The organism is Micromonospora sp. NPDC051227, from assembly GCF_044455385.1.
In the GTDB taxonomy this organism is placed as follows: domain Bacteria; phylum Actinomycetota; class Actinomycetes; order Mycobacteriales; family Micromonosporaceae; genus Micromonospora.
This window is the reverse complement of record NZ_JBITET010000022.1, coordinates 21,340-33,388: the sequence shown is the minus strand read 5'-3', so window position 1 is coordinate 33,388 and position 12,049 is coordinate 21,340. Positions and strand designations below refer to the sequence as shown.

At 69.0% G+C, this 12,049-nt stretch carries 8 protein-coding genes; 2 read left to right on the top strand and 6 right to left on the bottom strand.

Annotation, left to right across the window (positions count from 1 at the left end):
* Positions 1–80 precede the first annotated feature (80 nt).
* From ACIA47_RS31430 to ACIA47_RS31410, 5 genes are all read right to left on the bottom strand, one after another.
* Complete coding sequence (locus ACIA47_RS31430; protein ID WP_396711982.1) at positions 81–2,546, bottom strand: glycoside hydrolase 43 family protein; 2,466 nt, start codon at positions 2,544–2,546, stop codon at positions 81–83.
* Between the two features lie 284 nt (positions 2,547–2,830).
* Positions 2,831–3,985, bottom strand: a complete 1,155-nt coding sequence (locus tag ACIA47_RS31425) for a serine hydrolase domain-containing protein (protein ID WP_396711980.1) — start codon at positions 3,983–3,985, stop codon at positions 2,831–2,833.
* Between the two features lie 3 nt (positions 3,986–3,988).
* Positions 3,989–4,813, bottom strand: coding sequence for a carbohydrate ABC transporter permease (locus tag ACIA47_RS31420; protein ID WP_203118666.1), 825 nt, complete (start codon positions 4,811–4,813; stop codon positions 3,989–3,991).
* Positions 4,810–5,766 (bottom strand): carbohydrate ABC transporter permease, encoded by a 957-nt coding sequence (locus tag ACIA47_RS31415; RefSeq protein ID WP_396711977.1) that lies wholly within the window; start codon positions 5,764–5,766, stop codon positions 4,810–4,812. Before ACIA47_RS31415 ends, ACIA47_RS31420 begins: the two co-directional genes overlap by 4 nt.
* Positions 5,763–7,118 carry an ABC transporter substrate-binding protein gene (locus tag ACIA47_RS31410; protein ID WP_396711975.1) on the bottom strand — a complete coding sequence of 452 codons (1,356 nt, stop codon included), beginning with the start codon at positions 7,116–7,118 and terminating at the stop codon, positions 5,763–5,765. Before ACIA47_RS31410 ends, ACIA47_RS31415 begins: the two co-directional genes overlap by 4 nt.
* 371 nt (positions 7,119–7,489) lie before the next feature.
* Between ACIA47_RS31410 and ACIA47_RS31405 the strand changes: the two genes are divergently transcribed.
* Together ACIA47_RS31405 and ACIA47_RS31400 are read left to right on the top strand one after the other, a co-directional pair.
* Positions 7,490–8,515 (top strand): LacI family DNA-binding transcriptional regulator, encoded by a 1,026-nt coding sequence (locus tag ACIA47_RS31405; RefSeq protein ID WP_396711974.1) that lies wholly within the window; start codon positions 7,490–7,492, stop codon positions 8,513–8,515.
* 20 nt (positions 8,516–8,535) lie between these two features.
* A complete protein-coding gene (locus ACIA47_RS31400; RefSeq protein ID WP_396711972.1) occupies positions 8,536–9,546 on the top strand; it encodes a family 43 glycosylhydrolase in 1,011 nt (336 codons plus the stop codon).
* A 63-nt stretch (positions 9,547–9,609) separates the two neighbouring features.
* Here the strand turns inward: ACIA47_RS31400 and ACIA47_RS31395 are convergent, their stop codons facing one another.
* A complete protein-coding gene (locus ACIA47_RS31395) occupies positions 9,610–12,003 on the bottom strand; it encodes an RICIN domain-containing protein (protein ID WP_396711970.1) in 2,394 nt (797 codons plus the stop codon).
* Positions 12,004–12,049 lie beyond the last annotated feature (46 nt).

Genomic DNA, 12,049 nt, shown 5'->3' with positions numbered 1-12,049 from the left:
CACGGGACAGGTCCGCTGTTCCGTGCCGCCCGGCCGGTCGCCGGTGGTGCTGGTCGGCGGGCCGTGGGCTCGTGGTGGAGCTATCCGCCGCAGGCGTCGGCGGGGTGCTGGACGGCGTGGACGGTGGTCACGTCCCGGCCGGCGACCGCCCCGGTGGCCCGGACCGTCGCCGAGCCGGCCGCCACCGACGACGCGCGGGTGTTGAACGACTGGTAGACGTTCGCCCCCGGCGCGACGGCGGCGAACGACCGGTACCCGTACGGGGTTTCGACGGTGATCTCGACGGGCTCGTCCGAGTCGTTGCGCACCTTCACCGCCAGGTACGCCTTGCCGCTCAGGCAGCGCACCTGGGCGGTGGCCGTCACTGGCAGCGCCGCCAGCACTTCGAGTCGGGCCAACTGGTAGCTGAGTGCCCGCTCCGGTGCGTCGATCTGGTTCTGCGTGCCGAGCTGGCCGGCCCGTGCCGACGTCGCCGCCCCGAGCGCGGACTGCGTTGCGGCCCAGGCGTCGGCCGGGTAGTGCCGCGGGTCGAGTGTCTGCGCGTGGGCGATGGCCGCATCGAGGGCGGTGGTGTCCAGTGGCCGGGCCTGCGCGGTCAGCACGTCGCTGAGCAGGTAGTCGTCGAAGTCGACGTGGCCGCCGGTCTCCTGGGTCGCGTAGTTGAACAGGCCCACCCGGTGACCCATGAAGTGGGCGAGGCTGCCGTCGAGCGCCTGCGGGCCCACACGGTTGCCCAGCCGGGTCCACTGGACCCCGTCCAGGCTGTAGTAGAACGTCGTCCACAGCTGGCCGACCGGCGAGGAGAAGTCGAGGTCCGCCTTCACGTGCACCTCGGTCGCGTCGCCCAGCGACACCGTCGTGCCGGCGACGAAGTTCTCCAGCGTCGACTGGTCGAGGTCGACCGCGAACGGCTGCGACCGGTTCACCACGCCGAGGGTGTTGACGTCACCGACGCGCTTGACCGCCACGTACGAGAATCCGCGGTTGTAGGCGGCCAGGCCCGCGACGTCGCCGTTCTTCATCCCGGAGATGTCCATCCGGGTCTGGACCGACTGTCGTGGCCCGAACGTCCGCTGCGAGAGCGTGTTGCGTGCCTCCTCGAACCACGCCAGCTCGGCCCGGTTGGACAGCTTCGTGTAGACGTACTGGCCGGTGACCACAGTGCCGGCCGTCAACCGCAGCCAGCCGTCGCGGTCGGTGAGTGACCAGTACCGGTTGTCCGGGGCGTGGTTCCACTCCCATGCCAGGTCCAGCCGCGAGCCGTTGGGGGCGATCTCCGCCGGGTCGAGCGGCGCGGGGATCGTCCACTGCTCGTCCTGGTACGCCTTGTGCGGCGCGTCGTTGGCGAAGTCGTCCGAGGCGACGATGCTCTTCTGTCGCTCGAACAGCTCCTCGGCCGGGCTGAGCCGGATCGGCTTGTCGAACAGGCCGTTGACCGGCACGGCCCCGTTGGTGCCGAAGGTCGGCCACCCGTTCTGCCAGGTGGCGGGGATGAGCGCCGGGATCCGGCCGACCGGGAACGTGTCCCGGAAGAACATGCCGTGCCAGTCGGTCCCGCCGCCCGCCCGGCTGATCGGCACCAGGCTGCCCTGCGCGAAGCCGTTGGAGTTGAGCACTCCGCGCGCCTCGTAGGTGTTGACCCCGCCAGCCGACGTGTAGCGCCCGAGCAGGTCCTTCGACCGGAACATCACCACCTGGCGCCCCTGCCCGGACGGCCAGGTGATGATGACGGCGTAGTACCAGCCGTCGATGTGGTAGACCTGCGCGCCCTCGAACAGACCGCCGATGAACGGCTGACCGGCGTAGTTGTTGGCGGTGAAGATGTTCGGGTAGTCCTGCGCGATGGCGGTCAGGTCGGGGTTGAGGCGTACGGCGCTGGTGCCGCCGGAGCCGTAGAAGATGTACGGCGTGCCGTCGACGTCGAAGAAGAGCGACGGATCGTGCAGGCCACGGCCGAGGGCGGTGCGCTGCCACGGGCCGTTCTCGATGTCGTCGGTGCGGTAGAGGTACGCCCCGCTGAGGTTGTTGGTGTTGAAGACGGCGTAGAACGTGCCGTCGTGGTAGCGCAGCGACGACGCCCACTGCCCCTGGCCGTACGAGTTCTGGCCGTTGCGCAGCGAGAAGGAGTCGCCGATGCTCGCCCGGTCGAAGACGTAGTTGACGATCTCCCAGTTGACGAGGTCGTACGACTTCATGATCGGCGCACCCGGGCTCAGGTGCATGGTCGTGCTGATCATGTAGTAGAGGTCGCGGCCCTCGTCGTTCTCTGCGGCTGGCACCCGCTCGACGCTGATGTCCGGCACGTCGGCGTTGAGCAGCGGCACCGAGTAGGTGCCGGCGCCGGTGTCGGTCGAGGTGTACGACGATCGGGGCGACCATCCGTCGGGGTCGTGCGCGGCGGCGGGGGTGGCCACCAGGCTCGCACCGACGAGGACGGCGGCCGATGCGAGCGCACACAGTGGACGGAGGTGGCTCGGACGCACGGTGGACGCCAGCCGGGTCAGTGTGTTCGCGGCGTGCTGAGCGACGACGTCCAGGCTGTTCACAGCGGATGCACGGGAGAAGTTCAGGACACGCGAGCGGATCAACACGACCAAAACGAGCTCCAAACGCGAGAGCGGCGTGAAGGCCATCGTGTTATCGCTAACAACGCCTGTCAAGACTATCGATGAAACGAGCCCGAACTATCCCCGCAACACCGCCAACCATCCACAGTGGACAATTCATCCACCGATAGCCCGCCCCCGGTGATCATGAAGTTATTGCCCGGCCACGGCGTGTCAGGGCAACAACTTCATGATCAACCGAGGTGGCGCGGGGACGCCGAAGGTCAGGCGTCGAGGCAGGCGCGGACTGCGGCGGTCAGGCGGTTGGCGCGCTCGTCGCCCATCCCGCGCATCTGGTTGACCACGTAGCCGAAGCCCACCTGATGCTCGGCGTCGGCGAAGGCCAGGTTCCCGCCCGCGCCGTCGTGGCCGAAGCTGCGCTCACCCAGCAGGGGCCGGGCCGGTGGGGAGTGCAGCAGGAAGCCGGTGCCCCAGCGCTGCCCGGTGTCCGGCGGGCCGTGCCGCTGCTGACCACGCGAGCGAACCACTACCGCGTCGTCCACCGACGCCGCCGTGAGCAGCGGTCCACCCTGGAGTTCCGACACACAGGCGGCGTAGAGGCGCGCGAGGCCCTCGGCGGTGCTCACCGCGCCCGCACCGGGAACACCGGCGGCCCGGATGGCGTCGTCGTTGAAGCTGACCAGGCCGTCGGCGTCGGCGGGGAAGGCGAAAGCGCCCCCCATGGTGATGCCCCGTTCGGCGACCGGGTCCACGAACGGGTCAGGGTCCGGGGGCGGTGCCAGGCCCCAGGCGACGGTGTCGCTCTCGGCGGCCGGGAGCCCCAGCCAGGTGTGCAGGCCGAGCGGGCCCGCGACGGTGTCGGCGAAGAACGCGCCGGGCAGTTGGCCGGTGATGCGGTGGATCACCTCTCCGACCAACCAGCCGTAGGTCATCGAGTGGTATCCGTGCGCCGTACCCGGTTTCCACAGCGGGGTCTGCGCCTCGATCGCCTTGATGACCGGATCCCACGCCAGCACCTCGTCGAGGGTCAGGTGGCGGTCCACCGCGGGCAGACCTGCCTGGTGCGTGAACAGCCAGCGCACCGGGATGTCCGCCTTACCGTGCTGTCCGAACTCCGGCCAGTAGCGCGTCACGGGAGCGTCGAGGTCGAGCCGGCCCTGCTGGGCCAGCAGGTAGGCGCAGATCGCCAGGATCCCCTTGGTGCAGGAGAAGACGACGACCGGCGTGTGCGCCTCCCAGGGCCGCCCGGTACGGGTGTCGGCCACCCCGCCGTACAGGTCGACGACCTTGCGGCCCCGCACGTAGACGGTGACCGCGGCGCCGACCTCTGCCCGGGAGGTGAAGTTGTCGCGGAAGACGTCGGCGACGCGCCCGTAGCGATCGTCGACGTCGCCGTGGATCTGCGGCTGTGTGACCACTGCCTACCCCTTCACTGACCCTTGGATCAGGGCCTTGATGAACTGTCGCTGGAAGATCAGGAACACGATGAGGGTCGGGGTGAGGATCAGCAGCGACCCGGCGCACAGCAGCACCAGATCGGTGCCCCACTGGCCCTGGAAGGCGCCGAGCGCCCCGGCCATGGTGCGTTTGGTGGCGTCGTCGACGAGGACGATGGCGAGCAGGAACTGGTTCCACGTCCAGAGGAACATCAGGATCGTCAGCGAGGCGATCGCCGGCCGGGCCAGCGGCACCTGGACCCGCCAGAACAGCTGCCAGGTGCTGCTGCCGTCCACCCGGGCCGCCTCGGACAACTCGACCGGCACGTTGGTGAAGTGCGCCCGCATCCAGAACACCGCGAACGGCATGTACAGCCCGATCAGCGGCAGGATGATGGCCCAGCGCGTGTTGAGCAGACCGAGATCCTGCATCTGGTAGTAGAGCGGCGTGACCACTGCCTCGAAAGGCAGCGTCAGACCCAGCAGGAAGAGGCCGAAGATCAGTCGGCCGCCGGGCACCCGCAACTGACCGAGCCCGAAGCCGGCCATGGTCGCGATGAGCACCGACACCGGCACGACACCGGCCACGATGAGCAGGCTGGAGCGGAGCAGGGCGCCCATGTTCGCGGCGGTGAAGGCGTCCGCGAAGTTGCCCCACTGCGGGTCGGACGGCCACTCGAGCCCGCTGGGAACGGTGCCCCGGGGCTGCAACGCCGCCGAGAGCATGCTCACGAACGGCAGCAGGGTGACGACGATCAGGGCGATCAGGAAGACCCGGCCGGTCAGCTGTTCGCGTCGGCTCAGGTTCACGGCTTCTCCCCTCGGCTCAGGCGCTGGATCGGCAGCACGCACGCCAGCACGAGCAGCATGAGGACCACAGCGAGCGCCGAGGCGAGCCCCACCTGCCGCTGCGAGAAGGCCAGCCGGTAGATCTCCAGGCCCGGCACCGTGGTCTGCAGGCCGGGGCCGCCGCTGGTGGAGATGTAGACGATGTCGAAGCTCGCCAGCGCCGCGATGATCGTCACGGTGAGGCAGACGCCGATCTCCTGCCGCAGGCTGGGCAGGGTCACGGCGAGGAACTCGCGGACCGGACCGGCACCGTCGAGGCGGGCGGCCTCGTACAGCGCCGGGTCGATCTTGCTCATGCCGGTGACCAGCAGAATCGTGCAGAGGCCGAGCAGAACCCAGGCCCCGATGACGCCGACGGCGGGCAGCGCCGTGTCGAAGTCGCCGAGCCAGGCGCGGGCGACCCCACCCAGCCCCACCGCACGCAGCGCCTGGTTGACCAGACCGTTCGACGAGAGCAGCCAGCTCCACGCGATGCCCGCCGCCACCAGGGGGATGACCTGCGGCAGGAACAGGATGGTCCGGACGACGGTGCCGAACGCGCCGGTGGTGATCCGGCGAACCATGCTCGCCACCAACAGCCCCAGCGCGACCGGGATGAAGCTGAAGAAGACGATCAGCACGATCGCGTTGCCGATGATTTTCAGCAGGTCGCTGTCGGTGAAGACGGTCAGGTAGTTGTCCAGGCCCACCCAGCGGGCGACCCCGATGCCGTTCCAGTCGTAGAGCGAGTACTGGAGCGTCAGGACGAGCGGGCGCAGGACGAACACCGCGTACATCACCAGGGCGGGCAGGACGTACAACCAGCCGGTCCCGGCCGCGCGGGCCCACCGGAATCGGTGGGCCCGCGTGGGGGTGGGGCGGGCGCGACGACGGTCGTCCCGCCCGGTTGGTGCGCTGCCGAGGGCAGACGTCATCGGGACAGTTCCTTCTGATACTCGGCCTGGACCGCCTTCACGTACCCCTCGGGCGTCTGCTGGCCGGCGATCAGCTTCTGCATCTCCGGCGTGATCGCGGCGGCGAAGATGCCGCCGGTCGCGTTCGCGGTGAAGTCCACGGCGCCGTTCTCCGCGCCGAGCTGCTGCGACGCCTTCAGGGTCTCGGCCAGCACGGTGTTCGGGGCGGCGCTCGGCACCGGCAGGTCACTCGGCCCACCGGGGCTGGAGCCGCCGACGGTCACCGAGATCTCGCGGGCCTTGGCGTTGGTGTGGACCCAGTTCAGGAAGTACGCGGCGGCATCCGGGTTCTTGGCCTTGGCGGAAACGCCGAAGGTGTTGGGGGCGGACATCGCCACGTGCTTTCCACCGGGAGACTCGGTCGGGAAGAGGAAGAAGCCCACGTTGCCGGGCATCGACTTGTCGAGGTTGGCCGACTCCCAGTCGCCGTTGAACATGAACAGGCCGTTGCCCTTCTGGAACTCCCCCACCATGCCCGCGTAGTCCAGAGCGTTGGCGTCCTTGGTGAAGTAGCCGGCCTGGGCCCACTTCTGGATGGTCTGGGTGGCCTTCAGTGCGGCCGGGGTGTCGAACGTGGCCCCCGGCTTCTGGAAGATCCAGTCGGCGACCTGGGTCGGGTCGCCGAACTGGTTCTGTAGCGCCTGGTGCGGGAAGTTGATGCCCGCGGTGTTCTTGTTGAACTGCATGATCGGCTGGACGCCACCGGTCTTCGCCTTGGCCAGCAGCTCCTCGAACTCGGCGACAGTGGCCGGCGGCTGGGTCATGCCGATCTGGCTGGCCAGCTTCTTGTTGTAGAAGACGCCGGTGACGCTGTAGCCGAGCCCCATCCCGTACAGCGAGCCGGTGCCCCGGGTGTTCTCGCCGACGCGCAGCTGCATGAGCTGGGAGGCGGGGAACTTGTCCCAGCCGTACGCGGTGAAGTACGGGTCGAGGTTCTTGAGCAGGTCGTCCTTGACCAGGTCGACCATGGTCGGGAGCCGGATGATGTCGGGCGAGTTGTCCGAGGCCATCACCCGGGGCGCGTTCTCCACGATCACAGTGAACTGGTCCTCGCGGATGTTGAACTTGACGTTCGAGTGCTGCTTGGAGAACTCGTCGGCCAGCGCCTTGGCCAGCGGGAAGCCGGTCTCGGCGTACAGGTCCAGGGTGATCGGGTCGGTGCCCAGCTCCGTCTTGACGGCGGCATCGGACTTCTGGGTCGACGACCGGTCCTCGCCCAGCGCGCTGCAGGCCGTCGCGGTCATTCCGACAGCCAGCAGCGACGCGAGGAGCACCGTTCTCCGTCGCGGAAACTTTGTCAGCAATTCTGCCATTTCATGACTCCTTGACATCTCCACGCGTCCCGCGACCCAGGGCCGCGCGACGGCTCCACCGGGACCACCGCGACCGGCGCGGCGCCACGACACGTACGCCGTGACCTGTCGCCGGGCGCAGCACCCGTACCGTCAGCAGAAAAGAACCCGGCGCGGCCACCGAAGGCGCCTCTGGATGCACCAGAAGTGGTCGCTAAACTGATTTAGCAGAGCATGCGCGCGGCACGGGGAGCTGTCAAGGACAACTTGGCAACGGTGCGGAAACGTCGGGTTCACACCACGCCGACGTGACCGGCGCTCGATCCCGGGCGGCGACGCATCATGATGGGCGGGAGCGGCGCCTGTGGCACCGCGCCTGATTCGGAGGACTGATGGGCCGCAACAGAGCAACACTCGCCGACGTCGCGCAGAGAGCCGGGCTGTCCAAGACCGCCGCGTCGATGGTGCTCAACGGCAGGGAGGGCACCCGACTCTCGGCCGAAGCGCACCAGCGGGTGTTCGCCGCCGCCGAGGAGCTCGGCTACCGGCCCAACCTCGCCGCGCGCAGCCTGCGCACCCGCAAGACGGCCACCATCGCGTTCGTCTCCGACATCGTGGCCACCACCCGGTTCGCCGGCGACCTCATCCGCGGCGCCCTCGACGCGGCCCGCGAACGGGACCACGTCCTGCTCATCACCGAGACGCAGGGCGACGCCACCTTCGAGCAGTACGCCATCGAGGCCGTCCTGGACCGACAGGTCGACGGGGTGATCTACGCGGCGATGGCGACCCGACGGCTGACGGTGCCCGCAGCCATCCTCGGGGGCCCGGTGGTGCTGCTCAACGCCACCAGCCCCGACGGCCTGCCCAGCGTGGTCCCCGACGACGAGGGGGCCGGCCGCTCCGTCGCCACCGCTCTGCTGGAGCTCGGCCACCGCGATGCGATCGCGCTCATCGGTCGCAACCGACTCAAGGAGGACGACCCGGAGGTCTCGCTCGCCGCCCGCGCCCGCCTGCACGGCATCCGGCAGACGCTGGACGAGGCGAAGGTCGGCCTCCTGGCCGAGTGTTTCTGCACCGAGTGGCTGCCCGAGCACGGGTACGCCGCCATGCGCAGCCTGCTGAGCAAGCCGAAGCGACCCAGCGCGATCATCTGCATGAACGACCGGCTGGCCTTCGGGGCCTATCAGGCACTCGGCGAGGCAGGGCTGACCGTACCGGAGGACATCTCGGTCATCTCGTTCGACGACGACCCGATAGCGGCCTGGTTGCGTCCGAGCCTGGCCACCACGGCGCTGCCGCACGAGCAGATGGGGCGGCGAGCTGTCGAGCTGCTCCTGGACGGGGGCGCCACCGAACCCTCGCTCGTTCCGATGCCCCTGCGCCGACGCCGGTCCCTCGCGCCTCCGGCCGGCTGACCACCAGGGCCCGCCGATCCGTGCCGGCGGTTTGGCTCTGGCCGACGCTAAAACGGTTTAGTGCTAGGTTTTCGACCATGCTTCGTCTACCCGACCACTGGGTGTGGGACAGCTGGTACGCGCGGGACGACAACGGCCTCTGGCACGTGTTCTTCCTGCGCGCGTCCCGCGCCCTGCACGACCCGCACCGCCGCCACCGCCGGGCCACCATCGGCCACGCCGTCTCGACGGACCTGCGCTCGTGGCGCCTGGTCGCCGACGCCGTGGTCCCCGCCGACGCGCCCAGCTGGGACGACCTGGCGACCTGGACGGGCTGCACTGTGCACGGGCCGGACGGACGGTGGTACCTGTTCTACACCGGGGTCGGTAGTGCGGAGGACGGGCTCGTCCAACGCATCGGACTGGCCGTCTCCGACGACCTCATGACCTGGCATCGGCACGGCACCGAACCGGTCGTCCAGGCAGACCCCACCTGGTACGAGCTGCTGGACAAGGAACTGTGGTACGAGCAGGCGTGGCGTGACCCGTGGGTGTTTCCCGACCCCGACGGCGAGGGTTGGCACATGCTCATCACCGCCCGCGCCAACACCGGTCCGGCGAACACCCGTGGCGTCGTCGGCCACGCCACCTCCACCGACCTCGTCACCTGGACCGTCGCGCCGCCGCTGTCGACTCCGGCTGGCTTCGGTCACCTGGAGGTGCCCCAGGTGGCGGTCCTCGACGGGCAGCCGCTGCTGATCTTCTCCACCGAGGCCACCGGCAGCGCGCGGCGCGACGACCACCGGATCTGGGTGGCGACCGGCGAGACCACCCTCGGGCCGTGGGACATCGCGTCCGCCCAGCCGTTCGCCCACCCGCACCTGTACGCGCCCCGGCTGGTCCCCGGACCCGCCGACGACTGGTCCCTCATCGGCTTCCTCGACCACGTCGACGAGACGTTCGTCGGGGAACTCACCGATCCCATCCCGGTCCGCTACGAGGCCGCGACCGGGTTGGCCGTGGACCCGGCGAGGGCGAACGTGGCACGGTAGACCGGACAGGTCCGGGCCGAGGCCTCTCGCCCCGGCCCGGACCTGTCGGTGCCAGCTACTGGATCAGCTGCGCAGCTGCCACTGCTGGTTGGTGCCGCCGCTGCACGTCCAGAGGATCAGCTTCGTGCCGTTCGCCGTCGCGGCGCCGTTGGCGTCCAGGCAGAGACCCGACTGCACTCCCGTGATCGTGCCGTTGGCGTTGACGTTCCACTGCTGGTTGGACTGACCGTTGCAGTCCCAGATCACCACAGTGGTGCCGTTGCTGGTGCCCTGGCCGGAGGCGTCCAGGCACTTGGTGCCGTACACCATGAGCTGCCGACTGGCGGTGTGGGTCCACCGCTGGTTGGTGGCCGCGCTGATGCAGTCCCAGATCTGAGCCTGCGTGCCGTTGGTGGTGCTGGAGTTGCCGATCTCGACGCACCGGCCCGACTGTGCGCCCACGATCTGCACGTTCTGCGGGTTGGTGCCGCCGCCGCTCTGCACCCCAGCCGAGTTGATCACGGTCTGCGCTCCCGACGGCCAACTGCCGTTGCTCACCGTGACGTTGCCGTTGACCACGTTGCCGCGGTCGCCGTTGGTCACGTTCGTGGAGTTGTTCGTCGACCAGTTGTTGGTGACGGTGAAGTTGCCCATGTTCTCCGCGTACCAGTAGTTGGCGGTGGCCCAGGTACCGGTGGAGGAGAACACGTTGTTACGGGCGGTGTAGTAGCGGGAGCCCTCGTCGAAGTAGAGCCCGAACCAGCCGTTGGTCCGCAGGCAGTAGTTCTGGTTGATGGTCCCGCCCGGGTTCGCCGACAGCGTGTAGATGCACCCGCCGTCGGTCATCTGCTGCATCACGTCGTGCACGTAGTTGCCGATGACCTGGTTGTTGGCAGCGGTGGTCGCCGTGGTGTAGCGCGGCTGGTAGTTGTACAGGCCCCGGTTCGCGTAGTGCTGGCTGCCGCCCGCGTCGTTGGCGCCCCAGCCGTAGCCGACCGACAGGCCGGTGTACGGCATGTTGTAGACCTCGTTGTACGAAACCGTCGCCGTGTTCACGTAGGTGGTCAGGATCGAGACCACGCCCCGGTACTCGAGGCCGAGATCGTGCACGCGGTTGTTGCTGATGGTGATGTTGCGGTTGACCATGCGCTGGTCACTGGGGTGGTGGGCGTCCGCGCGTACGCCCCCGACCACGACGCCGCCGGCGGAGTTGCGGGCGATCTCGGAGCGGGTGACGGTGATGTTGCTGGCGCCCAGGCCGACGCCACTGGCGTGGGCGTTGGCGTCGTTGCCGATACCGATCGCGGTCTGCCCGAGGTTGACGAACTGGGAGTCGCTGAAGGTGATGGTGTTGGCCGCGGAGACCTGCACGGCGGCGGGCATCTGGTTCCAGTTCGGCCGGGTGGCCTCGAACTGGGGGCAGCCGGCCTGGCAGGAGGTCAGCGCGTCGGAAGGCCGGGACCAGGTGCCGGTGATGTGAGCGCCGGTCTGCTGGTCGGCGAAGCCGTTGCTGCTGCTCGGGCCGAGCCAACTGGTGCCGGTGAAGGTGATGCCGCTGAACGAGATGTGGTGTGCCGGCGAGGCGAGGGTGCCGCCCAGGTTGACCAGCGACTGCAACTGCGGCAACTCGACGCTGACCGAGCTCATGTTCTGCCCGGCGAGGGGGATGTAGTTGAGCTGGCCGTTGCTCGGGTTGAGGTACCACTCCCCCGCCGAGTCCAGGAACTCGTACGCGTTGGTCAGGTAGAAGGGGCCGGCGCGGTGCGGGCTGGAGAGGGTGTCGAACCCGAAGGTGTTGTTGTTCCACGCGGGCTGCTGCATCGTCAGGAAGTTTCCGCTGATGCTCTGCACCGGCGAGTACCGGTCGGTGAACGAGCCGACGCTCTCCACCTCGACCCGGTTCTGGTTGCCGAGGTTGTTGAGGTAGCTGAGCGCGCCGTTGGTGAACCGCATGCCGGACGTGGTGAAGGTGAAGTCGGAGCGGTTGACGGCGGTGCGTGCCCGGGTGGCGACGGCCCCGTTGACGTAGAGCTGACGGGAGTCGAGCCCGGCACCGACGTTGGCCCGCCAGATGTTCTTTCCGGAGTCGACGAGCGACCAGCCGGTGACCGCCCGGGCGCCGGTGATCGTCGGACGTGCGCCGGAGGCCGCCCGCCAGATCACCTGATAGCCGTTGTTGCCCGAGTCGGCAGCGGTGAACCGCAGCGGCGACGAGAGCCGGTAGGCGCCGTTCGCCAACTCGACGACGATGTCACCGGACATCGCGCTGTTGATCGCCCGCACCGCGGTCTGGGCGGCCGTCAGCGAACACGGTTGGCTGGCGGAACACGTGGTGCCGGTGCCAGAGGGCGACGCGTAGAGGGTGGTGGTGGCCGCGAGGGCCGGAGACGCCGAGGCGGTTACCGCGACCACTGCGGTCACCGCTGTCGCGGCGGCGCCGGCCAGCAGTCGGCGCAGCGGCGAAAGGGACGAGGACACGGGACGGTGCTCCTGACGTGAGAACGGGGTGGGGGTGGTGGAACGG

Coding starts and splice junctions, on each gene's coding strand:
- ACIA47_RS31410 (WP_396711975.1), bottom strand. CDS start 7,118: ATGGCAGAATTGCTGACAAAGTTTCCGCGACGGAGAACGGTGCTCCTC.
- ACIA47_RS31415 (WP_396711977.1), bottom strand. CDS start 5,766: ATGACGTCTGCCCTCGGCAGCGCACCAACCGGGCGGGACGACCGTCGT.
- ACIA47_RS31405 (WP_396711974.1), top strand. CDS start 7,490: ATGGGCCGCAACAGAGCAACACTCGCCGACGTCGCGCAGAGAGCCGGG.